Genomic DNA, 25326 nt, shown 5'->3' with positions numbered 1-25326 from the left:
AAACCATAGGTTATAAATATTACAATATGATTTTAGAAATGAAAGTGCCTTCACCAGGCGAGTCAATTACTGAGGTGGAAATTGCAGAGTGGTTAGTGCAAGATGGAGATTATGTAGAAAAAGATCAGGCCATTGCTGAGGTAGACAGTGACAAAGCAACATTAGAGTTGCCAGCGGAAGTGAGTGGAACAATTACACTTAAAGCTGAAGAAGGTGATGCGGTTGCCGTTGGTGCGGTAGTTTGTTTAATTGATACAAGTGCCGAAAAGCCAGAAGGTGGAGAAGCGTCAGCGACTACAGAAACTAAGGAAGAAGCGCCTAAAGCAGAAGCGCCAAAACCAGCAGCTTCAGAATCTAAAACCTATGCGACGGGGACTGCAAGTCCGGCTGCAAAGAAAGTTTTAGCTGAAAAAGGTATGGATGCAAGTGCTGTTTCTGGTACCGGTAAAGATGGGAGAGTAACTAAAGAAGATGCTGTAAAAGCTGTGCCTTCCATGGGAACACCAACCGGAGGAAATAGAGGAACGACGCATAGTAAAATGTCTATGTTACGTCGTAAAGTTGCAGAACGTTTAGTGGAAGCTAAAAATACGACGGCTATGTTAACCACCTTTAATGAGGTTAATATGACGCCTATTTTTGAATTACGTAAGCAATACAAAGAAGAATTCAAGGCCAAGCACGGTGTAAGCTTAGGGTTTATGAGTTTCTTTTCTTTAGCGGTTGTAAGAGCATTAAAAATGTATCCTGCTGTAAATTCTATGATTGATGGTAAGGAGATGTTAACCTATGATTTTGTAGACATCAGTATTGCTGTCTCAGGACCTAAAGGTTTAATGGTTCCTGTAATTAGAAATGCAGAAAACCTATCGTTTAGAGGTGTTGAGTCTGAAGTAAAACGTTTAGCACTTAGAGCTAGAGACGGACAAATTACTGTGGATGAAATGACTGGTGGTACCTTTACAATTACTAACGGTGGTGTCTTTGGAAGTATGTTGTCTACACCTATTATTAACCCTCCTCAGAGTGGTATTTTAGGAATGCACAACATTATAGAGCGTCCTATCGCTGTAGATGGTAAAGTTGAAATTCACCCAATGATGTATGTGGCATTATCTTATGACCATAGAATTATTGATGGTAAAGAATCTGTTGGATTCCTAGTTGCGGTAAAAGAAGCATTAGAAAATCCACAAGAATTATTAATGGATAATAATATAACTAAGGCTTTAGAATTATAAGCCGTACTTATAGATATATCAAAAGCGCCATCTCCTTAGAGATGGCGCTTTTTTTTCCCCTTATTAAAATGTTTATGAACTATAAAAATTAACAGCTAGATTTGCTGAGATTACTATGACTGAACTCACAATTAACAAGATGATAAATACTCTGTCCCTTTTTGTTGTTGAATGATTTTTCATTGTTTCCATAGTCTTAATACGTTTTAAAAAGCTCTGAATAAATAATGCTATCCAGAGCTTTTTTAGGATTTAACCTAAGTTAGAATTAATAGCTGATGTAAAATTGCAAATAATTAGTTTACAGTGCAATACGTAACTTTACGTAAATTTTTAAAGGTTAAATCAAAAAAAGGCCTCGAACGGATGTTCGAGGCCCATAATAATCCCTAAGAATTAATTAATCCAATTGTTTTAGAATTAACTAATAACAAAATTCATGCTACAACCCCTACATTTGTAACATAGAGTAAAGGTCATAAAAAATAAAATGGCATACTATACGTAACTTTACGTATTTTCTAAGGTAGAGGTCGTGTTAAGATGTTAAAAATTTAGAGTGTTCTTTGGCCCAAATCAATAAACTGTTTTGTTTAGGTTCTAAATTAAGTTTCTTAATAATATTACTCTTGTGTTTTTCTACAGTTCTAGGAGATATGTTTAGGTGATCTGCAATCTCCACTCCAGTTTTATTTTCCGAAATAAGTTTTACGATGCCCTTTTCATGATTGGTAAGCGTATCAAAATATTTAGGAAGCTCTTGAAGTTCTAGAAAGTTGAGCAACTCCGGACTAAAATACGGCTTGTTATCTAGGATAGAGAGGATGCAATTTTCAATTTCAACTAAGGCAAACTCTTTTAAGACATATCCGTAAATCCCTAAAGCTTTGGCATTGTTGTAGGTTTGTTCGTCCTTTTCAAATGTTATTAAAACAATTTTGGTGGGGATTTCTTCAGATTTACATTGTTCAGCAATCTCTAAACCTGTGTAAAAAGGCATTTTTATATCTAAAATAGCAATATCTGGTTTATGGGCTTTAAGCAAGGCTAAGGCTTCCTTGCCATTTTTTGCACTAGCGATAACATTAAATTCTTTTTCAATTAAAAAGTCATGCAGGCCTTTTAAGACCAATGGATGATCATCGGCAATTATAATAGTAGGATTCATATTGCTATTAATTCAAGAAATAGATTCTAAAGATAAAAATAATCTATGGTATATGGAATTTCTTACAATTGTTTCCTTTGAAAAAAAGGTTTAGTTGAGGTTAGAATAATTGAAAGGTTGTTTTGCCAAGGAGGGCAACGCTGTTATTTCCATTACAATTTTAAATACAAGTACTTTTTCTCATAATCAATCACGGCTTTCCCTTTCTTTAAAATATCAGCGCCTAAAATCCCGTCTACCGGATCTGCATCATGGCTAATAAGACCGTTATTCACATGAGACAGATTAAAGAGGATCAGGGAGACGCGTTTCTTTTTCCATTTCCCCACTTTAATGGCATTAGAGGTAGAAATCTGTGTCATCATGTCAGAAGCACCTGCGCCCACGGCTTTAATTTCAGAATCCTTCACTTTAAGGTTAAAACGTTCTATGGCTTCAAAACCTACACAACTATTAGAGGCTCCAGTATCTAAAATAAAGCGGCCTTTTACGCCATTGACAGTGGCTTTAATTTCAAAGTGATTGGTTTTGGTGTATTTTAATTTTATTTTAGAATACCCTTTGGTTAAGAGAAAATCTTTTAGCGTTTCCATGTGGTTTATATCGTTTTTATCGAATAATTGCTAATGCAATTATCAAGCCGTTAGGATGAATAATGACGAAATGTGTAAAATAGAGCCATATAAATCTGCCATTTGATTGAATCAGTAAAGGTTTCGCTTTTTAAGAATCAAGTGGGCATTATTCTTTTTAAATTGTAATGTTTTAAATTCACCAATGAAGCTATAATGTATTTCTTATTTTACTTCAATGAAGCTTAGGGTTTATGACCTAGTGTTACATGAAAATGTTTTAAATTCGTTTATAAATACATGCCTAAATGCAAAACCATAAGGATCAAAATTATTGTAATAGATTAGTTGCTAACGATACCGCGATTGTTCACGCTATTTATAAGCAGTGGGCACCAAGCGTCATTAACTTTATTAAGCAACAGCACGGTGATGTTTACGATGCTCAAGATATCATTCAAGAAACGGTCATTGTCATCTACCATTATTTTAGGCAGCATAATGTTGTGCTTCCTTGTGCATTTGGCACCTACTTTTTATCCCTTTGTCAACACCGTTGGGGGTTAGAATTACAGCGGCGCGATACAAACCGGCAAGTTGATCTTAATGCGTTAGCTCCTTCAGAAGCCGTAGTAGAAATGTGGGTTTCTAAAACCATCGCTCACGAAAATGAAAACCGTAGGTATGAAACCGGTTTTCAGCAATTGTCTAACGCATGTAAAGACGTGTTGCTAACTTCTGAAGAAGACCTTTCTTTATTGAAGAATCCCTCAGCGGAAGAGAATAACAAAACCACTTGTTTAGCAGAATGGACCACTTTGGTTTTGCAGCAGTCAGACGCGAGTAACCATGTGAAGTTAAATACGGAGGGTTTCGATATGTTTCAAAAGTACCAAGCCAAAACCATGTCCTCGGATGTCCGTTTGAATTTTGAAGCCGAGTTAAATGGCGATGGCAATCTTAAAGAAGCCTTTCAAATCTATAGCAGCCTTCAAGCTTATTTGGAAGATGGTCTAAAACACGAACAAGAAATTGGAGACTTTAAGGCCAACCTCGATGTTATTTCTAATCAATATTTTAATGCTTTAGAGGCTGAAGCGCTTCAACCCAAACCATCAAAAAAATCTAAAACCTTAACAATTGCTGTTGTGGTGGTTGTTTTTTTAATAGGTGTCGTGCTGGTGTTCTCTATTTTTGCAAATCCTAGCTATGAAGATTATAACGATTTTAAAAGCATTAGTTTAATGCAGCGAAGTCCGGATGATATCACCACCAAATTAGCAGAAGAACGTTTTAATACGCAAGACTATGCGGGAGCTTTGGAGGCGTTTAATGAAATCCTAGAGGCCGATTTTGCCAATTTAGAGATTCAAATGTATAAAAGTATAGCCTTGGTAGAAACCAACCAGTTTGAAGAGGCTAATCATTTACTTTTAAAAATTATAGAGGGCAGTTCGGCATATAGGGCTAAGGCAAAGTGGATTTTAGCCTTAAGCCATTTAAAGCAAGATAATATTGCGGCTTGCATTGACGTTTTACAAAGTATACCTCAAGACGCAAATACCTATATGAAGGCGCAGCAATTGCTCAAGCGTTTAGAATAAAACAAGTTGCAATGCGGTGTAGGTGAGGAGGTGTATATAGGTTTGACAGACCAAAGGATAATGGAGCAAATACTCTTATGAAAGTAGGCCTATCCACGTTGACTTTTTTATTTTTGCAGCATGATAATTACCGATACCCATACCCACTTATATAGCGATGCTTTTAATGAAGATCGCGCTGCGATGATGCAAAGAGCTTTAGAGGCTGGCGTGTCTCGATTTTTTATTCCTGCCATCGATGCTTCACATACCGCATCTATGCTGCAACTCGAAGCTGATTTTCCTGAACATGTCTTTTTAATGGCCGGTTTACACCCCACTTCTGTTAAGGAGAATTATAAAGAAGAGCTCCGTCATGTAGAAACTCAATTGGCAACACGTTCGTTTGTGGCCATCGGAGAAATAGGAATTGATTTGTATTGGGATCAGTCTACTTTAGAAATTCAGATTGAAGCCTTTAGACAACAAATACAATGGGCAAAACAGTACAAGTTACCGATTGTAATTCACTGTAGAGCGGCTTTCGATGAAGTTTTTCAGGTGTTAGAGGAGGAAAAGTCGGATGATTTATTCGGAATTTTCCATTGTTTTACCGGTACTTTAGCGCAAGCACAGCAAGCTATATCGTATCAAATGAAACTTGGTATTGGTGGTGTGGTGACCTTTAAGAATGGGAAGATCGATCAGTTTATAAATCAAATTGACCTTCAATATATTGTTTTAGAGACAGATGCGCCGTATTTAGCACCAAAACCCTACCGTGGAAAACGAAATGAGAGTGCCTACATCTATAAAGTGGCAGAGAAATTATCAGAACTTTATGACGTCTCTGTAGAAGAGATCGCTAAAGTAACTACAGAAAATTCAAAAGCCGTATTCGGAATCTAAAATGGGAAAACAACCGCATATTTTATTAATATATACTGGGGGAACCATTGGTATGATCAAAGATGTTGATACCGGGTTTTTAAAAGCGTTCGATTTTAATAGTTTGCTGGTAAAAATTCCCGAACTAAGACTCTTAGATTGTAGTATAGAAACCATTTCTTTTGAAGAGCCTATAGATTCCTCTAATATGCATCCTAAATATTGGGCCGATATCGCCACAATAATAGGAACGCATTATTCAGATTTTGACGGATTTGTAGTCTTGCACGGCAGCGATACCATGAGCTACACGGCATCAGCCTTAAGTTTTATGTTAGAAAATCTAGCCAAGCCTGTAATTTTAACCGGGTCGCAATTGCCTATTGGCGACTTAAGAACCGATGCCAAAGAAAATCTGATTACCTCTATTCAAATGGCGTCTCTTCAAATAGAAGGGAAACCTGTAATTCGAGAAGTCGGATTGTATTTTGAATACAAATTATACCGTGGTAACCGCACCATAAAATTAAACGCCGAACATTTTGAAGCTTTTGAATCGTTTAACTACCCCAATTTAGCAGAATCGGGCGTGCATTTAAAGGTAAATACAGACTCCTTATGGCGACCGAAACCTAATAGTAAACTGGTTTTAAGAACGGCAATGGACACCAGAATTGGAGTCTTAAAACTCTTTCCAGGAATCTCGCAACCTATTTGCGAGGCTATTCTTACAAGCAAGCTCATTAAAGGGCTTGTTCTTGAAACTTATGGCTCCGGAAATGCCACGACCGAACCTTGGTTTTTAACGCTAATTGCAAATGCGATAAGAAACGGACTACACATTGTGAATGTGACCCAATGTGCTGGTGGAAGTGTGAATATGGGACAGTATGAAACCAGCTCCGATCTTAAATTATTGGGCGTAATATCTGGAAGAGACATCACTACGGAAGCAGCCGTTACAAAATTGATGTATCTTTTAGGAGAAAATGTAAATCATAAAGAATTTAAAACTATTTTTGAAACGTCATTACGCGGAGAAATGTCCTAAAAATAACAGTATAAATTTTAGTGTTTGAAGATTTTTTCGTTATTTGGCACAATGTAATTTTGAAATAAATTTAGAGAGAGGTGGCCGAGTGGTCGAAGGCGCACGCCTGGAAAGTGTGTATACTCCAAAAGGGTATCGAGGGTTCGAATCCCTTCCTCTCTGCTGATATTTAGGTTGTAATTGCATATTTTTTTTTATCTTTAACACTTTAACTAATAAAATTAAGATTTAGACAATGAAAAGATTATTTTCTATCCTTGCCATAACATGTTTAATGGCGATCGGAACTGTTAATGCGAATGCAACAACATTGGCAACTACAACAGCAACTGTAACAACTTTAGCTCAAGAAGAGCCTGCTTCTGAGGATGTAAGTTTCCATCAAGAATTAAAAAAGCGTTTTATTGAAGGTGGTCCAGGCTTTATGGGTATTGTACTACTATGTTTAATTCTTGGATTAGCGATTGCTATTGAGAGAATTATCTTCTTAAACCTTTCCACAACAAACACAAAGAAATTAACCCAAAATGTAGAAGATGCCCTTAATTCAGGTGGTGTTGAGGCTGCTAAGGAAGTTTGTAGAAATACAAAAGGACCTGTTGCTTCTATTTTCTATCAAGGTTTAGACAGAACCGATGAAGGTATCGATGCTGCTGAAAAAGCTGTTGTCGCTTACGGTGGAGTACAAATGGGTCAATTAGAAAAGAATGTGTCTTGGATTTCTTTATTTATCGCTTTGGCACCAATGCTTGGTTTCATGGGTACGGTAATCGGTATGATTCAAGCCTTCGATAAAATTGAAGCTGCAGGTGATATGCAACCTTCTTTAGTAGCAGGTGGTATTAAAGTAGCACTTTTAACAACTGTATTTGGTCTTATCGTAGCGATTATTCTTCAGATCTTTTATAATTACATCATCGCTAAGATTGATAGTATTGTAAATGATATGGAAGATGCATCTATCACATTGATGGATTTATTAGTAAGACACAAAAAATAAAAATTAATTATGCACAAAATATTAAAAATATTAGTCGCTGTTCTTAGCTTGTTCGGTATCATTTCTCTAATAAGAGTTTTGGCTGCTGGTGATGAAGCTATGGAGACAGGCGAAAAAGCAGGGTTGTTTGAGCCTATGGCTTACACTGCTTACGTTATATTAGGATTAGCTGTGCTATTTGTAGTAGTTTTTGTTTTAAAAAATCTATTTACAAACACAGGTTCTCTTAAGAGTACTTTAATTGGTATTGGTGCTTTTGCAGTAGTATTAATTATTTCTTATGTCGTTTCTGGTGGTGACCCAATGGGTTATAAAAACGGAGACGTAATGGCTACAGAAGGAGAGTCTCATATGGTAGGCGCAGGTTTAATAGCATTTTATATTCTATTAGCAATTGCGGCTGTTACAATGACTTTCTCAGGTGTTAAAAAAGTAATAAGTAAATAATTAATAGTATGGCAAAAAGAGCAGCACCCGAAGTAAATGCAGGATCAATGGCTGACATTGCCTTCTTATTACTTATATTTTTCTTAGTAACAACTACTATTGAAAAGGATAAAGGATTATTAAGAAGTTTGCCACCTATTGACGATACTCAAGTAGAGCCTCCTATCATTAGACAAAAAAATCTATTTACTGTAAACATTAACAGGAATAACCAACTCTTAGTAGAAGAAGAGGAAATGCCTATTAGTGAATTAAGACAAGCAGCAATTGACTTTTTAGATAATGGTGGTGGTACTAACCCAGCAGGTGAATCTTGTGATTATTGTAAAGGGAAACGATTAGAAGAGTCTTCTGATCACCCCGATAAAGCAATTATCTCAATGAAGCATGACAGAGAGACTTCTTACGAGAAGTACATGGATGTACAGAATGAATTGGTCGCAGCCTACAACTTCTTAAGAGAACGTGAGGCAGAAAGATTATACAAGAAGTATTATCCTAATGCAGACAATGTTTACGCTGCAATGTTAGAAGAGAAAGAGAAGAATCAATTTAGTAAGGATGAAGTCCTTAATGAGCGTATTGAGACCATTAAGAAACTTTTCCCAATGAAATTGTCTGAAGCAGAACCAGATAAAAGTTAAAAACAAATAAGTATGTCTAAATTTAGAAAAAAGGAGAAAGGTGAATTGCCAGCGATTTCAACGGCATCACTTCCAGATATTGTATTTATGTTGCTTTTCTTTTTTATGGTTGCTACTGTAATGAGAGACAGTTCGCTAATGATTGAAAACAGATTGCCTAGTGCAGATCAGGTTGAAAAGCTTAAGAAAGATAGAACAATCTTTATTTATGCAGGGAAACCAAGTAGTCAGTATAAGCAATTTGGTGAAGAGCCAAGAATTCAGTTTAATGATGCTTTTATTACCGTTGAAGATGTTCAGTCTTCAGTGTACCAAGGGATCAGCGAAATGAATGAAGAACTGCAAAGTAAAGTTGTTATCGGTCTTAAAGTAGACAAAGAGACAAATGCAGGTTTGGTATCCGATATTAAACAAGAGCTACGTAAAGCAAATGCATTAAAAGTAATGTACATTGCAAATACAAAAGCGCCACAATAAATGTAAAATTTCTTAATTTTATATAGAAAACGTCCTGAGCAATCAGGACGTTTTTTTGTTTATTTACTTTTAAAGATTTTGTAGCTTTATCAACATGAAAAGGCATGTTTTACTTTTACTTGGGTTTATAGGTGTTATGGGGTTTTCTCAGAATGGTAATACCGATTTAACAGAACGTTATAAGGATTATAGAGAAGATCAGTTTTATGCATCTGTAACCTATGACTTACTTAATGATAAACCTTCAGGAATTTCTCAAAACGGGTTTTCTGCGGGATTCCATTTTGGCGTTATCAGAGATATGCCGATTAATAAACGCCGTAACGTGGCTATAGGTATTGGTTTGGGAATTTCTGGAAATAGTTATAATCAGAAAAATATTTTAATTCAAGAGGTCGATAATGAGGTTGTTTTTACAGCTATTGATGAAGATGACTATAACGTGTCTAAAAATAAATTTGAAACCTATCTTATTGAAGTTCCTTTTGAGATCCGTTGGCGAACCTCTACCGCTACAGATTACAACTTTTGGCGTATTTATACCGGTTTTAAAGTTGGTTACCTCGTACAGAGTATCGCTAAGTTTAAAAGCGATTTAGGGGACGTTAAAATTAGTAATAGCGATCGTTTTGAACCTCTACAATATGGCTTAACCTTAAGCGCTGGCTATGGCACTTGGAATTTTCATATGTACTATGGTTTGAATACCATTTTTGATAAGGAATCGACATTTAATGGTAACGCTTTAGATACAAAAGCCATCAAATTAGGATTGATGTTCTATATTCTATAACCAATAATTTAAGAGTAAAAATTGCGGCCCTAAGCCCGTTAAAACACCAATAATGAGTTCTTTGTTGGTGTGCGCTTTTAAATGCAGTCTAGAGGTTGCTATGGCCCCCATAATAATCATCATGAGCGCTATGGTTCCGTTAATGTTAATATGATAATGTAAACTAAGGCCAACGGCAAACATAAAGAAGCCGGATGCGGCAATCATATGGATACTCGCTTTAAATTTAAACACGGCTAAAATAAAGCAGATCAAGGTTGAAAATAGTATCCCTAAAAAGAAATAATATAGCTCTATAATCTCATTAGGGGTAAGGACTCTAATTAAAATTAAAGCAAGAATAATACAATTGATGAAAAGCGGTATTAAACGCTCTTGGGTACTTTTTAAATAGATACTCTGAACCTTATTAATCGTTTTAAGTAAGAAAAATAAGAGGATCGGGAGAATGATAGTTAAAATAACAATAGAGAATATTTTAGCTTTCATAACCGCCGTTGGAATATATCTCGGCGTTTTAGAAAAGTAAAATAACACTCCCAACAGTGGCATGATTAACGGATGAAATACAAACGATACTCCCTTTAAAATAAAATTTTTCATCGGAGTGTTCTTAGAGTTCTTTTCTCAGTCTTGCTACAGGAATGTCGAGTTGTTCTCTATATTTGGCAACCGTTCGTCTTGCAATAGGGTATCCTTTTTCTTTTAAAATCTTTGAAAGGGCTTCATCAGTTAAAGGCTTCTTTTTACTTTCTTCCTCGATAACCGTTTCTAATATTTTCTTAATTTCTCGTGTAGAAACTTCTTCACCTTGGTCATTGGTCATAGATTCTGAAAAGAATTCTTTAATCAATTTGGTACCATATGGGGTGTCTACATATTTGCTATTAGCCACACGTGATATGGTAGAAACGTCCATATCAATTTCGTCGGCAATATCCTTTAAAATCATCGGACGTAAATTGCGCTCGTCACCGGTTAAGAAATATTCTTTTTGGTAATGCATAATGGAGCTCATGGTTACAAACAAAGTTTGCTGGCGTTGCCTTACCGCTTCAATAAACCATTTAGCAGCATCTAGTTTTTGCTTAATAAACATTACGGCATCCTTTTGGGCTTTAGACTTTTCTTTTGTAGCCTTATACCCTTTAAGCATGTTGTTATATTCTCTAGAAACGTGTAATTCTGGTGCGTTTCTACCATTGAGCGTCAGTTCTAATTCACCATCTACAATTTTAATGGCAAAATCGGGTACAATATGTTCTACCATCTTGTTGTTCCCGGCGTAAGAGCCTCCTGGTTTTGGGTTTAAACGCTCTATTTCTTCAATAGCCTCCTTAAGTTGTTCTTCAGTGATATTGAACTTCTGCATTAATTTTTTATAATGCTTCTTAGTAAATTGTTCAAAACCTTTATCAATGATAGTGGTGGCTAAGGCCACATCCGGACTTTGCTCTTTTCTATGTAATTGTATGCTTAGGCACTCTTGCAGATTTCTTGCGCCTACCCCGGCCGGATCTAACTGATGTACCACTTTTAAAACCTCTTCTACCTCTTCTTCTGTAGTATAAATGTTTTGGGTAAAAGCTAAATCGTCTGTAATGTCGGCTAAAGAACGACGAATGTAACCACTCTCATCTACACTACCCACTAAGAAATAAGCAATTTCCTCTTGGTTTTCGGTTAAACGAAAGGTGTTGAGTTGGTTAATAAGATGCTGAGTAAACGAGGTTCCTGCAGCATAAGGCATGGTTTTTTCCTCATCATCCGCACTGTAATTATTAGCTTGTGTACGGTATTCTGGGACTTCATCATCGCTGAGATATTCGTCAATATTAATATCTTCTGCATCAATATTGTCGCTGTCCTCTTCGTATTCAGTATCAGAGTTATCAAACTCGTCAAAATTATCTTCTAAAGCTTCCGATTCTTTGCCCGTATCTAAGGCTGGGTTTTCTTCTAATTCTTGTTTTAAACGTTGCTCAAAAGCTTGCGTAGGCAGTTGTATCAACTTCATCAGTTGAATCTGCTGTGGCGAGAGCTTTTGTGAGAGTTTAAATTGTAAAAACTGCTTAAGAGACATAAAATTTCTGTTGCTTATAAAAGTAATGAAAAAAACCTGATAGGATTCTAAAATCCCATCAGGTTATATGATATATCCATTAAAATTCCGCATTTTGTGGCGTTCTAGGGAAAGGAATAACATCTCTAATATTACTCATTCCGGTAGCAAACATCACTAAACGCTCAAATCCTAAACCAAAGCCAGAGTGGACCGCAGAACCGTATTTACGGAGGTCTAGATACCACCATAATTCTTCCTCGTCAATATCTAAGGCTTTCATTTTTTCTTTTAAAACGTCTAAACGTTCTTCACGTTGCGATCCGCCGACCATTTCACCAATGCCAGGGAATAAAATATCCATGGCTCTTACCGTTTTACCATCTTCGTTTAAACGCATGTAAAACGCTTTAATATTTGCAGGGTAATCAAATAAAATTACCGGACATTTAAAGTGCTTCTCAACTAAGAAACGCTCGTGTTCAGATTGTAAATCAGCACCCCATTCTTCAATAATATAGTTGAATTTCTTCTTTTTATTAGGTTTCGAGCTTTTAAGAATATCAATCGCTTCTGTATAGCTTACACGTTTAAAGTTGTTATCGACAACAAATTTAATTTTTTCAACTAAGCCCATAGCACTGCGCTCGGCTTGTGGCTTGGTCTTATCTTCATCTGCTAAACGCTTATCTAAGAACTCTAAATCTTCCTTATTGTGCTCTAAAACATAGCTTAAAACCGATTTCATAAAATCTTCTGCTAAGTCCATATTACCGGCCAAATCCATAAAAGCAACTTCTGGTTCTATCATCCAGAATTCAGCTAAGTGACGTGAGGTGTTCGAGTTTTCTGCTCTAAAGGTCGGGCCAAACGTGTAGACTTTACCTAAAGACATGGCATACGTCTCAGCTTCTAATTGTCCAGATACGGTTAAATTGGTTTCCTTTCCGAAGAAATCTTCCTTATAATTTACAAAACCGTCCTCATTTAACGGTGGATTTTTTGCATCTAAGTTGGTCACTTTAAACATTTCACCTGCACCTTCAGCATCACTTCCGGTAATAATTGGTGTATGCATATAGTTAAAACCATTCTCATTAAAATATTTGTGAACAGCAAAAGACAATGAAGAACGTAAACGCATTACAGCACTAAAAGTGTTTGTTCTTGTACGTAAGTGTGCGTTCTCTCTTAAAAACTCAAAAGAGTGTTTTTTAGGTTGAATAGGGTAGGTTTCAGGATCAGAATCACCTAAAATCTCTAATGTTTTTACAACAATCTCTACGGATTGTCCTTTCCCTTGGCTTTCTACCAAATCTCCTGTAACATGGATGGCAGCGCCTGTGGTGATACGTTTTAAAGTAGCCTCGTCAAAATTTTCAAAATCAACGACACATTGGATATTGTTTATGGTAGACCCATCATTTAAAGCGATAAATCGCTTGGCTCTAAAAGTTCTCACCCAACCTTTAATGGTCACTTCTTGTAAAGTTACCTCTTGAGATAGTAGTTCAGCTACAGTTTTTGAAGTCATTTTTTTATTATTTTGAATGCTAAAATTTAATTTAATCGTGCTTTTTGTTATCGCTAGAAGCTTCGTCGTCACCCTCTGGAGGAATAATATTTATCGACGGTTTTTTCAAGACTTCCTTATTTGCAATATTTCGTTCTAAAGATAGTAATAACGATGGTAATAATAATAAGTTAGAGAGCATAGCAAATAACAATGTTATAGAAACTAACGCTCCTAAAGCTACGGTTCCGCCAAAACTAGAGATGGTAAATACTGAAAACCCGAAGAATAAAACGATAGAGGTATAAATCATACTCACCCCAGTTTCTCTCAGAGCCCCGTAAACTGATTTTCTAATTTTCCAGTTATTGGCTTGTAATTCTTGTCTGTATTTGGCTAAAAAGTGAATGGTATCATCTACCGAAATCCCAAAAGCAATACTAAAGACTAAAATAGTTGATGGCTTAATTGGTACACCTATAAAGCCCATAATACCGGCCGTAATTAATAACGGGAGTAGATTAGGAATTAGCGAGACCACTATCATCTTAAACGAACGGAAAAGGTAAGCCATAAATAAGGCAATAAGAACAATGGCTAAGGTCAATGAAATCAATAAGTTTTTAACCAAGTATTTGGTCCCTTTTAAAAAGACTAAAGCCTTTCCGGTGATGGTCACTTCGTAACGTTCCTCTGGAAATAATTTATCAATTTTATTTTGAAGATCCTCTTGAATACGCTCCATCTTATCCGTACCAATATCTTTCATAAACGTCGTGATACGAGCATATTGCCCTGTACGATCTACAAAATCACTTAACATATCCGTGTTGGAAGTAGAGTTTTTAGCGTAAGACAGAATAAAGCTGTTTTCTTGACTGGTCGGTAATTGGTAATATTTAGGATTTCCGTTATAGTAGGCCTGTTTACTGTATTTTACCAAACTCACAACAGAAATAGGACGTGATAATTCTGGAATTTCAATAATGAGATCTTCCAATTCATCCATACGCTTTAAGGTTGATAATTTCATCACGCCTTTTTTACGCTTAGTATCAATCATGATCTCTAAGGGCATAATTCCATTAAACTCAGATTCGAAAAATCGGATATCGCTAAAAAAATCGGTGTCTTGCGGCATGTCTTCAATAAGACTTCCTGAAATTTTAATTTGATAGACCCCAATAATTCCTGTGATAATTAAAATAAGGGTGGTGATGTAGATGCTGATTTTTTTGTTCTTCACCATAGACTCCATCCAATGTACAAAAGCGCCAATCCAACGCTTATTTAAGTGCTCTAAATGACGTTCTTTAGGAAAAGGTAAGAACGTGTACATGATAGGAATGATTAGCAAGCACAACATGAAAATCGCCAAAATACTTAAGGAGGCAACAATACCAAATTCTTTTAATAAGGTACTTTCTGTTAATATAAATGTACCAAAACCAGAAGCCGTGGTAACATTGGTCATTAAAGTCGCATTCCCTACTTTAGTAATAACACGCTGTAAGGATTTTACTTTATTACCATGCGATTTAACTTCTTGTTGGTATTTATTAATTAAGAAAACACAATTCGGAATTCCAATAACAATAATTAAGGGCGGAATTAAAGCCGTAAGTACAGTAATCTCATAACCTAACATGCCTAGAATACCAAAGGTCCACATTACCCCAACACAGACCACAATTAAAGAAATAAAGGTGGCTCTAAAAGACCTAAAGAATAAAAAGAAGATTAGAGAGGTAACAAAAAGCGCACCACCAATAAAAACAGGAATTTCGTCTATAATACTTTTAGAGTTTAGGGTACGGATGTACGGCATTCCAGACACTCTAACATCGAGACCCGATTGGGCTTCAAAAGCATCAATTTTTTCTTGAAGGACATTAAGAATAAATACTTTCCTTGCCGGAGTATTAATAATATCTTTTTTAAGATAGATGGCCGTTCTTATGGTTTTAGTCTCGGCATTAAATAAGAAATTATCGTAAAAAGGATACTGCTCAAAAAGCTCCTTTTCTAGGGCTAAAATTTGTTGCTTATTGGCAATGGAGTCTTTAATAAACGGTTTTAAATCGAAGCGTTCTTTCTCCGTGTTTTTAACTAATTTTTGAAGATCTTTAATGGATAAAACCGCATCGACTTCATCATAGCCTTTAAAGGAATCCGCCAGGTTATTCCAAGCATTCAATTGTTTTACCGTGAAGATGGTAGAGTCTTTAACTCCTAGGACCACAAGATTTCCTTCCTCTCCAAAAATTTCTAAAAAGTCGTTATAAACAAGGTTGGTTTCGTGATCATCGGGCAATAAATTAGCCTCTGTAGATGAAAACTGCATGTATTTCCATTGCGAACTGAAAAAGACCGTGGCCAAAACAATGGCAATGAGTATTATAATTTTATTACGAAGAATAAGTCTTGCAATAGCTTCCCAAAATCCTGTGGTTAAAATTTTAAACATGCATTAATATATTTCTCAGAGCCAGCTCTTAAGATACGGGTTGAAATAACGATTTTTTTAATGAAATGGTTCCCATTCATAAATCACTTCCCTTGAGAGAAATGAGCGGCAAAGGTAGAAAAAACCTAAGGAATTGTAACTTAATTAACAGGAATATAATTTCCTTTATAAGGAAATGTTAAAGGTAAATTTAAAGGCAATATTATCTTCTAAATTTGGGAGGTGGTAGCCTCCATAGCGGTAGGCAAAACTAAGCCCGAAGCCAAAGAGTAGCTTGTTAATTTCAAAGCCCGATTCGGAGTAAAGCTTATCTAAGGTTTTAAAGTCAATACCTTGATGTTTATCAATACTGTTCATATCGCCAACTGCATAACGAGAAATAAGAACCAATTGCGGTTTGAAACGGCTAGAAATCTTAAATGGACTAAAGGCGTGTTTGAGTTGTAATGTTGAAAACTTATCACTAAAAAACTCATTAAAATACATGGTTTCAAAACTATTTAATCCCGCCACAGAAAACCGTTGCATAATGGCTTCTTTAGTAATATTGTTAGGGTAGGCGTGGTAGAGGTGCGTTAATGGTGCGTTACCACCTGCAATACCGGCCACTAAGGTAATGCTAGTTTTAGCATTATTTTTATGGTTGAATTGTTGTAGAGTTCTAAAATCGAGTTTAGAAAAATTAAAATCACTTCCTAAAATAGATTTAAAGGCCTGCGTGACTTGAAGCGTAAATTTTGGATAGCCATCTTTGGTTTCTTTAAGGTTATCATTAATAAATTTATAGGTACTAAAAGGACTCCATTGCAAACTCATCTGCGCTGTAGTGAGGTTGAAATTGTTATAGCTTTCTCCATTTAGGAGATAGCTATAATTATAGGTGGGGTTTATTTTAGAAGTGGCCACCTGTGTTTCAGTAAGAAGGTGGTTAGAGAGTTTATGATGAATGGCTATAGACTTGGTAATATGTCTATGGAACAAATCAATATTTAATAAACGTGGTTCAAAAAATGTAAAAAAACGCTTATCGGTTAAAAATTTAGAGCTTCCGGTTTCTTGTAAGTCGTCAATATAAGCGAGGTTAATCCAAGTGTCTGTGGTTTCATCAATTCTAAAACCGCCGCCAATTTTATATTTTATGGCTTTGTCTTTAAAGCCATAAACGGCATAGCCATTTATGCGGTACTTTTCTGAAAACGCATCATTGGTGATCCCGCCTAGTCCACTTCGTAAGCCTTCATATTGATTAAATTTAATAAGGTAACGCAGATCAATATTAAAGTAATTAAATGGCAAATAACCATTACCAATTTGTTTAATAAACTCGGTACGTTTTATCGAGTCTCTTTCTGCTTTTTTTGATTGTGGGGTAGGCTGCTGTTGGGCATGACTGTAAGTGGCAAGCGTTAGTAATAAAACGACAAACAGATGCTTTAGCATTTTGAATATTTAAATTTATTTAGTAAAAAATATCCCAAACCACAGGGTTTGGGATACAGTATGTGGATTTAAGATGACGTTTACACGGTCATAATCTCTTTTTCTTTGACCTCTAGAAGGGCGTCAATTTTTTTAACGTAAGTATCTGTTAATTTCTGAACATCGATTTCTGCATTTTTTTGTAAATCTTCAGAAGTGTCCGAATCTTTAATCTCGTGGTTGGCATCCTTACGAGCATTTCTAATTCCAATCTTAGCATCTTCCGCTTCTGCTTTCGCTTGCTTTGCTAAGTCTTTACGACGCTCCTCTGTTAATGGGGGTACGTTAATGATAATAAGATCTCCATTATTCATTGGGTTAAACCCTAAATTGGCAATCATAATACCACGTTCTATTTCTTGTAACATGTTCTTTTCCCAGGGTTGAACGGTAATAGTTCTTCCATCTGGAGTATTCACATTAGCCACTTGACTTAACGGAGTTTGAGACCCGTAGTAATCTACCATAACACTTCCTAACATGGCAGGGCTAGCTTTACCAGCTCTAATGTTAACAAATTGTTTTTCTAAGTGTTTTAAGGCGGCATCCATAGCCTCCTTTGTGCTGTCAATTATAAATGTAATGTCTTCGTTCATAGTTTAAAATCTTAATGATATCTGATTAAAATTTATGCCAAATTATAGATTTACTGTAGTCCCTATGTTCTCTCCGGAAACCACTTTAAGAAGGTTTCCTTTTTTATTCATATCAAAAACAATAATAGGCAATTTGTTTTCTTGACTTAAGGTAAAAGCTGTGGTATCCATAACTTTTAGGCCTTTGCGTAACACGTCATCAAAGGTAATATGATCAAACTTTACAGCGTTTAAATCCTTTTCTGGGTCCGCGGTATAAATCCCATCCACACGGGTACCTTTTAAAATAACATCGGCTTCAATTTCAATGGCTCTTAAAACGGCCGCAGAATCTGTGGTGAAATAAGGGTTTCCGGTTCCACCACCAAAAATAACAACACGTCCTTTTTTAAGATGACTTAGTGCTTTACGTCTTATAAACGGTTCAGCAACCTCATTAATTTTTATTGCAGTTTGTAAACGCGTTTTAATATCGGCATCTTCCAAGGCATTTTGTAAGGCTAAACCATTAATTACGGTTGCCAACATTCCCATATGGTCCCCTTGTACGCGGTCCATACCATGCATGGCTCCAGCAACACCTCTAAAAATATTGCCTCCTCCGATTACGATTGCAACTTCCACACCTAATGCTGTGATTTCTTTAATGTCCTTGGCATATTCTGATAAACGCTCTGGGTCAATTCCGTATTGGCGATCTCCCATTAAGGCTTCACCAGATAATTTAAGTAGTACTCTTTTATATTTCATTAGATCGTGTCTATTGCTTTTAATTGGCGCTAAGTAAGGTGTATATTGAAATAAGACTGTTTTAGAACCTATTTTTCTATACCTTTTAAAAGTTGAGCAAAGCTACGTAATTATTAGCATCCGTAAAAGTGAAAAAAAAGACAAAAGCAGATTTTATCTAAAAAGTTTTGAAGCGTTTTGCTTGAAGTTCAATGTTTATAGGTGGTACAAAAAAAACCACTATTCCTTAAAGAATAGTGGTTTTTAATATGTGATTTCGGTACTAAAGGTAGATTAATTATCCTACTGTAGCACGTTTAAATCCAGTTACAGCAACGTCTCCGTAAGAAGCAACGTAATCTGCAACAGTTTTCTTTTCATCTTTGATAAACTTCTGATCTAATAAACATTGTTCTTGATCTAAAGTTGTGTTATCAGAAATAAAACGCTCCATTTTACCAGGTAAAATACGGTCCCAGATTTGTTCTGGTTTCCCTTCAGCTTTTAATTCTGCTTTCGCAGCTTCTTCAGCTTCAGCGATAACTTCTGGCGTTAATTGTGCCATAGAGATGTAACTTGGTACATTCTTTAAAGTTTTACCTAAACGTCCTAATTCTATGTTATCTTTTTCGATTACTGCGATACGCGCTTCAGTTTCAGAAGCCACATAAGCAGGATCAAAATCTTTGTAAGATAATGATGTAGCACCCATAGAAGCAACTTGCATAGCAACGTCTTTAACTAAAGTTTCAGCGTTATCTACTTTAGAAGATAATCCTACTAAAGCTGCAATTTTATTAATGTGAACATATTGTCCAACGTAAGGAGCTTCTAATTTTTCAAATGCAGTGATGTCTAATTTCTCACCAATAACACCTGTTTGCTCTACTAATTTTTCAGCCACTGTCATGCCACCAAAGTCAGCTGCTAAGAAAGCTTCTTTTGTGTCATGGTTTAAAGCGATATCAGCTAAGTCATTTGCTAAGGCTACGAAGTTTTCGTTTTTACCAACAAAGTCAGTTTCACAACCTAATACAATAGCAACACCAGAAGTGTTATCTGCATTAATTTTTGCGATTGCAGCACCTTCAGAAGAATCTCTATCGGCTCTTTTTTCTGCAACTTTCTGTCCTTTCTTACGTAAAACTTCAATGGCTTTATCAAAATCTCCACCAGCTTCAACTAAAGCTTTTTTACAATCCATCATACCAGCACCAGTTGCTTGTCTAAGCTTGTTTACTTCTGCTGCAGTAACTTTTACAGTATTTTCCATAGTTTCTAAATTAAAAAAGTCGATTAATTATTTTTCTTTGCAAGAAAAGAATTAAACGACTTTTGAATATATTCTAAATGTTATTTATTCTTCTTCTTGATCAGCAACGGCCGCTTTAGGCGCTTTTTTTGCTTCACCTTTTTGAGATTTTGCGTCTTTGTCAGCACGCTCAGCTTTTCTTTCGTTTAAACCGTCTGCTACAGCAGAAGTTACGATAGATAAAACTTTGTCAATAGATTTAGAAGCATCGTCATTTGCAGGAATTAAATAATCAACTTCACGTGGGTCAGAGTTTGTATCTACCATAGCGAAGATTGGAATGTTTAATTTTTGAGCTTCTTTAATTGCAATATGCTCACGCATAATATCTACAACAAATAAAGCACCTGGTAAACGTGTCATATCAGAAATTGAACCTAAGTTCTTTTCTAATTTTGCACGTAAACGATTTACTTGTAAACGTTCTTTTTTAGATAAAGAGTTGAATGTTCCATCTTTCTTCATTCTATCAATAGAGGCCATTTTCTTAACCGCTTTTCTAATAGTTACGAAGTTTGTTAACATTCCACCAGGCCAACGTTCAGTAATGTACGGTTGGTTTACGGCACCTGCTTTTTCAGCAACGATGTCTTTAGCTTGTTTTTTAGTTGCAACGAATAAGATTTTCTTTCCAGAAGCTGCTATTTTAGCTAAAGCTTCAGAAGTCTCTTCAATTTTTGCTGCTGTTTTGTAAAGGTTGATAATATGGATACCATTACGCTCCATATAGATGTAAGGGGCCATGTTTGGGTTCCACTTACGTGTAAGGTGACCGAAGTGTACACCTGCTTCAAGTAATTCTTTTACTTCTACTTTTTCCATTTTGTAATCGTTTACGTTCTGTTAAATTAGCAATGTTCCAGTGAGATTTTAGGGTTAACCTATAATCCGTTGGCTTCATTTAGATGCTAAACTTATGTCCCAAAATTATTTTGGGAACTATTAAAAGATCTTGAACAGCATTCAAGACCGTCTTAAATTCAATAAAATAAAATAATTCAGAACCTGAAATATCAAGTTCTGAATTAAGTGTTGTTTGGATATTAACGTTTCGAGAATTGGAATTTCTTACGCGCTTTCTTCTGTCCGAATTTCTTACGCTCAACCATTCTTGGGTCTCTCGTTAATAGACCTTCTGGCTTTAATACTAGTCTGTTTTCAGGATCTAGTTCGCACATTGCACGACTTAATCCTAAACGTATTGCTTCTGCCTGGCCGGTGATACCACCTCCATATACGTTAACAGTAATATCAAAGTTGCCATCATTGTTAGTCAAGGCTAAAGGTTGGTTTACTTTGTATTGCAATGTTGCAGTACTAAAATAATCCGCCATGTCTTTTTTGTTCACTGTGATTTTACCGGTTCCTTCGGCAACGTACACACGAGCAACAGCCGTCTTTCTACGGCCAATTTTGTGAATTACTTCCATTAGTTAATTTCGTTTAATTTAATTGCTTTAGGTTTTTGAGCCTCGTGAGAGTGCGCAGTACCTGTAACAACGGTTAAATTTCTAAAAAGGGTTGCTCCTAATTTGTTTTTAGGCAACATTCCTTTTACTGACTTTTCTACTAATCTGCTTGGGTCTTTCTCAAACAATTCAGTAGCTGTCAGACTTCTTTGTCCACCTGGATAACCTGTGTGACGGATGTAACTTTTTTCCGTCCATTTGTTACCAGTTAAGTTGATTTTTTCAGCATTGATAACAACAACGTTATCACCGCAATCAACGTGTGGCGTAAAATTAGGTTTGTGCTTACCTCTTAAAAGTATTGCTACTCTTGAAGCTAAGCGACCTAAAGTTTGTCCTTCAGCATCAACTAAAACCCACTCCTTATTAACGGTAGCTTTGTTTGCTGAAACTGTTTTGTAGCTTAATGTATCCACACTAATTTGATTTATAATTGTGCCTTAAATGACACAATAGATTAAACATTCCTCTTCAAAAAAGAGTTTGCAAATTTACGATAAAGAATGGGAATACCAAATCTTAATGAAATCTTTTTTTGTGCTGAGAATCAGTACGTTTTGAAAACGGGGGTAGGACTTAGCTTTTTGTCGCTCTGGTTAGCCTGTCGTTTATGGATTTTCCAAGTCCGTAATCTGGAAATTCTTCGGCTATAATAAGGTCTAAATTTTCCTGATCTAACTGATGCAAGGCCTCATAGAGATGGGCTGTAGCTTCATTTAAGTCGCCATTTTCAGATAAAACAACTTGTGTTTTTACCGCACTATGGCTGATTTGGGTCTTAAAAACTAAGAGGCCCACACGTTTATTGGCATGCTGGTCTAAGCTCTCTAAAAGATTATTGCTTAATAGGGTTGTGGTCTTAGGCGCATAGTGGCGATCTAACATGCCAGGTGCCGTCGGCGCTTCTTCCGTTTTTTGTTTTACCGTATTTTTTACGGTCACTGGACCAACAACGGCTTCAATATCTTCTAGGGCAGTAGAACCTAATCTATAAATTATAGGTTCGTCATTTTCAAAACCAATAATGGTGGATTCTATACCACTACGGCAAGGACCACCGTCTAAAACCATAGGGATTTGGTCTTTAAAATAGTTTTCTACATGCTGTGCTGTGGTAGGGCTGATGCTACTAAACGGATTTGCCGATGGCGCCGCTAAAGGAAAATCTAAAGCGTTTAGCAAGCTAAGCGTAACGGGGTGGTTAGGAATTCTAACGGCTACGGTTGGTTTACCTCCAGTAATTAAATCCGGGATATGATCTTGTTTTTCTAAAACTAAGGTAATTGGGCCTGGCCAAAAGGCTTTGGCGAGTAACTGTGCTTTTGGTGGAATATGCGCCACTATGGTAGTGAGCTGCTCTATGGCAGGAATATGAACAATTAAAGGATTAAAGAACGGGCGCTTTTTGGTTTCAAAAATTGCTGTAATAGCTTTAGGACTGTATATATTTCCTGCTAAACCATAAACGGTTTCTGTAGGAATAGCTACAATATGCTCGTCATTTAATAGTTGAACCGCCTTAGCGATGTCTTTTGAAATAATGCTCATAATCTTAAAAATACGCTGCAAAATTACTTCAAAATCTCATACGTCTATGCTTTAAGACGCTTATTTTTCTTTTCTTGTTTTTGTTGGTAAAGGGCATAGCCTAATACAGCCATCTCTACGCCAAGAATGACCATTTTAGCTTTTTTACTTTTTGTGAATGCGCTGGTTACGCCTAATAGTTTTGTAATAATCATAAGGTTTGTATTTAAATAAAATGAATAAGGACTTTAAAATTACAGGATTACTGTGGTAGCGCTTAGCTTTATCGGGATGAGGATTAACTGAAATGCCTTCTGATATTATTTTAAAGACATATAAAAATAATGCCTTACCATTTAGTAATTTTGCAGCTTTAAAATTTAGAATATGATTTCAGTCGATAATTTAGCCGTAGAATTTAGTGGCCACACCCTTTTTAGTGAGGTCTCTTTTACGATTAATGAAAATGATAAAATTGCCCTAATGGGTAAAAATGGTGCCGGAAAGTCGACCATGATGAAAATTATTGCCGGGGTGCAAAAGGCTACTCGCGGTAATGTAAGATGTCCTAAAGACGCCGTAATTGCGTATTTGCCACAGCATTTGCTTACCGAAGACGATACCACAGTTTTTGATGAAGCCTCTAAGGCGTTTAGCCATGTGTTTGAAATGCGCGACGAAATGGAAGCGCTTAACAAGCAACTTGAAACCCGTACGGATTACGAGTCTGAGGCCTATATGAAAATTATTGAAAGGGTGTCTGATTTGGGGGAGAAGTACTATGCCTTAGAAGATGTTAATTATGATGCTGAAGTAGAAAAAGCCTTAAAAGGTCTTGGGTTTAAGCCTGAAGATTTTACAAAACAAACCAATGCTTTTTCTGGAGGCTACCGTATGCGTATTGAGTTGGCTAAAATTCTATTACAAAAACCCGATTTAATTTTATTAGATGAGCCTACCAACCATATTGATATAGAATCGGTGATTTGGTTGGAAGACTTTTTGGTGAATAAAGCCAAAGCGGTTGTGGTGATTTCTCACGATCGTGCTTTTGTAGATAATATTACCAATAGAACGATTGAAGTTACTATGGGGCGAATCTACGATTATAAAGCCAATTACACGCATTATTTACAATTACGAGAAGAGCGCCGTGCACACCAAATTAAAGCCTACCAAGAGCAGCAAAAGTTTATTGCAGATAATATGGCTTTTATAGAACGGTTTAAAGGCACTTATTCTAAAACCAACCAAGTGTCCTCTCGAGAGCGTATGCTAGAAAAATTAGAGCGTATTGAGGTAGATGAAATTGACACCTCGGCTTTAAAATTACGCTTTCCACCGAGTAGTCGTTCTGGAGATTATCCGGTAACGGTGAAGGAGGTGTCTAAGTCTTATGACGATCATGTGGTGTTTAAGAATGCGAATATGTCTATTGCCAGAGGGGAGAAGGTTTGCTTTGTAGGACGAAATGGTGAAGGAAAATCGACAATGATAAAAGCCATTTTAGGTCAAATTGATGTAGAAGGGACTTGTAGTCTAGGACATAATGTAAAAGTGGGGTATTTTGCCCAAAACCAAGCGGCTTTGTTAGATGAAAGTTTAACCATTTTTCAGACCGTTGATGAAGTGGCGCAAGGCGATGTTAGAACGCAAATAAAAAGCATCTTAGGAGGTTTTATGTTTAGAGGTGATGATATTGATAAAAAAGTCAGTGTGCTTTCTGGAGGTGAAAAAACCCGATTAGCCATGGTGAAATTATTATTAGAGCCCGTGAACTTATTGATCTTGGATGAGCCTACAAATCACTTGGATTTAAAATCTAAAGACGTCTTAAAAACAGCACTTCAGAATTTTGACGGCACCCTTGTTTTGGTGTCTCACGATCGTGATTTTCTACAAGGATTATCTAAAAAGGTTTTTGAATTTAAAGACCAACGTGTTATTGAACATTTTGAAACTATTGACGCCTTTTTAGAACGCAATAGAATTGAGAGTGTTAAAGCTTTAAACTTATAGTTTATAGCGTTTTAACAACCAGACTATAATTTAAAGTATCTTGTATTGAAGGGGGCATAAGCTTCATTTTCAATACGCGTTTTCTATATTTAACCCAACTTGAGCTAAGTGTTTATAACCTGCGTTTTCGATGTCCATATTATTTGTACCCAAAGTCTCTTAGCGTACTGCGTTAGTGATGGAGGCCTTTGTTGAAGCTCTTTTGTTGTGGTGGCGCATATGCCACAACAAAAAGCGACGGCCGAGAGCGCGACCTAAGCGTTAACGAAAAGCGGAAACGCCAATTTGT

At 36.2% G+C, this 25326-nt stretch carries 25 protein-coding genes and 1 tRNA gene; 11 read left to right on the top strand and 15 right to left on the bottom strand.

The genetic code is table 11. The annotated features are described in order from the left end of the window. Nucleotides 1–26: 26 nt before the first annotated feature. Nucleotides 27–1241 carry a 2-oxoglutarate dehydrogenase complex dihydrolipoyllysine-residue succinyltransferase gene (gene odhB, locus DFQ08_RS00425; protein ID WP_114307833.1) on the top strand — a complete coding sequence of 405 codons (1215 nt, stop codon included), beginning with the start codon at nucleotides 27–29 and terminating at the stop codon, nucleotides 1239–1241. A gap of 538 nt (nucleotides 1242–1779) precedes the next feature. Here odhB and DFQ08_RS00420 read toward each other — a convergent pair. Together DFQ08_RS00420 and DFQ08_RS00415 are read right to left on the bottom strand one after the other, a co-directional pair. Further along, the gene (locus DFQ08_RS00420; RefSeq protein ID WP_114307832.1) at nucleotides 1780–2409 is read right to left on the bottom strand and encodes a response regulator; all 630 of its coding nucleotides are present in this window, start codon (nucleotides 2407–2409) and stop codon (nucleotides 1780–1782) included. 152 nt (nucleotides 2410–2561) lie between these two features. Then, nucleotides 2562–3002, bottom strand: a complete 441-nt coding sequence (locus DFQ08_RS00415) for a retropepsin-like aspartic protease (protein WP_114307831.1) — start codon at nucleotides 3000–3002, stop codon at nucleotides 2562–2564. A gap of 287 nt (nucleotides 3003–3289) precedes the next feature. On the opposite strand from DFQ08_RS00415, the gene DFQ08_RS00410 reads away from it, so the two are divergent. The 9 genes from DFQ08_RS00410 (at nucleotide 3290) to DFQ08_RS00370 (ending at nucleotide 9864) form a co-directional block, all read left to right on the top strand. Then, nucleotides 3290–4585, top strand: a complete 1296-nt coding sequence (locus DFQ08_RS00410; RefSeq protein WP_114307830.1) for a hypothetical protein — start codon at nucleotides 3290–3292, stop codon at nucleotides 4583–4585. Nucleotides 4586–4705: 120 nt separating this feature from the next. Next, on the top strand, nucleotides 4706–5473 hold the full coding sequence (locus tag DFQ08_RS00405) for a TatD family hydrolase (protein ID WP_114307829.1): 768 nt from the start codon (nucleotides 4706–4708) through the stop codon (nucleotides 5471–5473). 1 nt (nucleotide 5474) lies between these two features. After that, the gene (locus tag DFQ08_RS00400; protein ID WP_114307828.1) at nucleotides 5475–6503 is read left to right on the top strand and encodes an asparaginase; all 1029 of its coding nucleotides are present in this window, start codon (nucleotides 5475–5477) and stop codon (nucleotides 6501–6503) included. 74 nt (nucleotides 6504–6577) lie between these two features. Further along, nucleotides 6578–6665, top strand: a tRNA-Ser gene (locus DFQ08_RS00395). A gap of 73 nt (nucleotides 6666–6738) precedes the next feature. Then, nucleotides 6739–7503 carry a MotA/TolQ/ExbB proton channel family protein gene (locus DFQ08_RS00390; protein WP_114307827.1) on the top strand — a complete coding sequence of 255 codons (765 nt, stop codon included), beginning with the start codon at nucleotides 6739–6741 and terminating at the stop codon, nucleotides 7501–7503. A gap of 9 nt (nucleotides 7504–7512) precedes the next feature. Further along, entirely contained in the window at nucleotides 7513–7950 is a 438-nt protein-coding gene (locus DFQ08_RS00385; protein WP_114307826.1) for a hypothetical protein, read from the top strand. Between the two features lie 8 nt (nucleotides 7951–7958). Then, nucleotides 7959–8594, top strand: coding sequence for an ExbD/TolR family protein (locus DFQ08_RS00380; protein ID WP_114307825.1), 636 nt, complete (start codon nucleotides 7959–7961; stop codon nucleotides 8592–8594). Between the two features lie 12 nt (nucleotides 8595–8606). Next, nucleotides 8607–9071: an ExbD/TolR family protein gene (locus tag DFQ08_RS00375; protein WP_114307824.1), complete on the top strand. Its 465-nt coding sequence runs from the start codon at nucleotides 8607–8609 to the stop codon at nucleotides 9069–9071. Nucleotides 9072–9165: 94 nt separating this feature from the next. Next, a complete protein-coding gene (locus DFQ08_RS00370; RefSeq protein ID WP_114307823.1) occupies nucleotides 9166–9864 on the top strand; it encodes a porin family protein in 699 nt (232 codons plus the stop codon). On the opposite strand, the gene DFQ08_RS00365 is transcribed toward DFQ08_RS00370, so the two are convergent. The 13 genes from DFQ08_RS00365 to DFQ08_RS16050 all read right to left on the bottom strand — a co-directional run bounded on the left by DFQ08_RS00365 (nucleotide 9859) and on the right by DFQ08_RS16050 (nucleotide 23233). Next, complete coding sequence (locus DFQ08_RS00365; RefSeq protein WP_114307822.1) at nucleotides 9859–10467, bottom strand: hypothetical protein; 609 nt, start codon at nucleotides 10465–10467, stop codon at nucleotides 9859–9861. The genes DFQ08_RS00370 and DFQ08_RS00365 overlap by 6 nt on opposite strands. A 10-nt stretch (nucleotides 10468–10477) precedes the next feature. Then, nucleotides 10478–11947: an RNA polymerase factor sigma-54 gene (gene rpoN / locus DFQ08_RS00360; protein WP_114307821.1), complete on the bottom strand. Its 1470-nt coding sequence runs from the start codon at nucleotides 11945–11947 to the stop codon at nucleotides 10478–10480. A gap of 79 nt (nucleotides 11948–12026) precedes the next feature. Beyond that, complete coding sequence (gene asnS / locus DFQ08_RS00355) at nucleotides 12027–13460, bottom strand: asparagine--tRNA ligase (RefSeq protein WP_114307820.1); 1434 nt, start codon at nucleotides 13458–13460, stop codon at nucleotides 12027–12029. 31 nt (nucleotides 13461–13491) lie between these two features. After that, nucleotides 13492–15906, bottom strand: a complete 2415-nt coding sequence (locus DFQ08_RS00350; RefSeq protein ID WP_114307819.1) for an efflux RND transporter permease subunit — start codon at nucleotides 15904–15906, stop codon at nucleotides 13492–13494. Nucleotides 15907–16071: 165 nt separating this feature from the next. After that, entirely contained in the window at nucleotides 16072–17346 is a 1275-nt protein-coding gene (locus DFQ08_RS00345; protein ID WP_114307818.1) for a DUF5686 family protein, read from the bottom strand. A gap of 80 nt (nucleotides 17347–17426) precedes the next feature. Then, nucleotides 17427–17981, bottom strand: a complete 555-nt coding sequence (frr, locus tag DFQ08_RS00340; RefSeq protein WP_114307817.1) for a ribosome recycling factor — start codon at nucleotides 17979–17981, stop codon at nucleotides 17427–17429. 42 nt (nucleotides 17982–18023) lie between these two features. Beyond that, nucleotides 18024–18731 (bottom strand): UMP kinase, encoded by a 708-nt coding sequence (gene pyrH, locus DFQ08_RS00335; RefSeq protein ID WP_114307816.1) that lies wholly within the window; start codon nucleotides 18729–18731, stop codon nucleotides 18024–18026. Nucleotides 18732–19008: 277 nt separating this feature from the next. Continuing rightward, nucleotides 19009–19983, bottom strand: coding sequence for a translation elongation factor Ts (gene tsf / locus DFQ08_RS00330; protein ID WP_114307815.1), 975 nt, complete (start codon nucleotides 19981–19983; stop codon nucleotides 19009–19011). 84 nt (nucleotides 19984–20067) lie between these two features. Then, nucleotides 20068–20844 carry a 30S ribosomal protein S2 gene (gene rpsB / locus DFQ08_RS00325; RefSeq protein WP_114307814.1) on the bottom strand — a complete coding sequence of 259 codons (777 nt, stop codon included), beginning with the start codon at nucleotides 20842–20844 and terminating at the stop codon, nucleotides 20068–20070. Nucleotides 20845–21065: 221 nt separating this feature from the next. Continuing rightward, the gene (gene rpsI, locus DFQ08_RS00320; RefSeq protein WP_092446510.1) at nucleotides 21066–21452 is read right to left on the bottom strand and encodes a 30S ribosomal protein S9; all 387 of its coding nucleotides are present in this window, start codon (nucleotides 21450–21452) and stop codon (nucleotides 21066–21068) included. Next, entirely contained in the window at nucleotides 21452–21907 is a 456-nt protein-coding gene (rplM, locus tag DFQ08_RS00315) for a 50S ribosomal protein L13 (RefSeq protein ID WP_114307813.1), read from the bottom strand. The genes rpsI and rplM overlap by 1 nt, the downstream gene beginning before the upstream one ends. Nucleotides 21908–22067: 160 nt before the next feature. Then, nucleotides 22068–23039: an L-threonylcarbamoyladenylate synthase gene (locus DFQ08_RS00310; protein ID WP_114307812.1), complete on the bottom strand. Its 972-nt coding sequence runs from the start codon at nucleotides 23037–23039 to the stop codon at nucleotides 22068–22070. 44 nt (nucleotides 23040–23083) lie between these two features. Then, nucleotides 23084–23233, bottom strand: coding sequence for a hypothetical protein (locus DFQ08_RS16050; RefSeq protein ID WP_181858339.1), 150 nt, complete (start codon nucleotides 23231–23233; stop codon nucleotides 23084–23086). A gap of 172 nt (nucleotides 23234–23405) precedes the next feature. On the opposite strand from DFQ08_RS16050, the gene DFQ08_RS00305 reads away from it, so the two are divergent. Continuing rightward, nucleotides 23406–25037: an ABC-F family ATP-binding cassette domain-containing protein gene (locus tag DFQ08_RS00305; RefSeq protein WP_114307811.1), complete on the top strand. Its 1632-nt coding sequence runs from the start codon at nucleotides 23406–23408 to the stop codon at nucleotides 25035–25037. The last annotated feature ends 289 nt before the right edge of the window (nucleotides 25038–25326 follow it).

Origin of the sequence: Winogradskyella arenosi, from assembly GCF_003337305.1 — a bacterium.
In the GTDB taxonomy this organism is placed as follows: Bacteria; Bacteroidota; Bacteroidia; order Flavobacteriales; family Flavobacteriaceae; genus Winogradskyella; species Winogradskyella arenosi.
The sequence above is the reverse complement of the archived record's forward strand: the minus strand, read 5'-3'. Positions and strand labels throughout refer to the sequence as shown.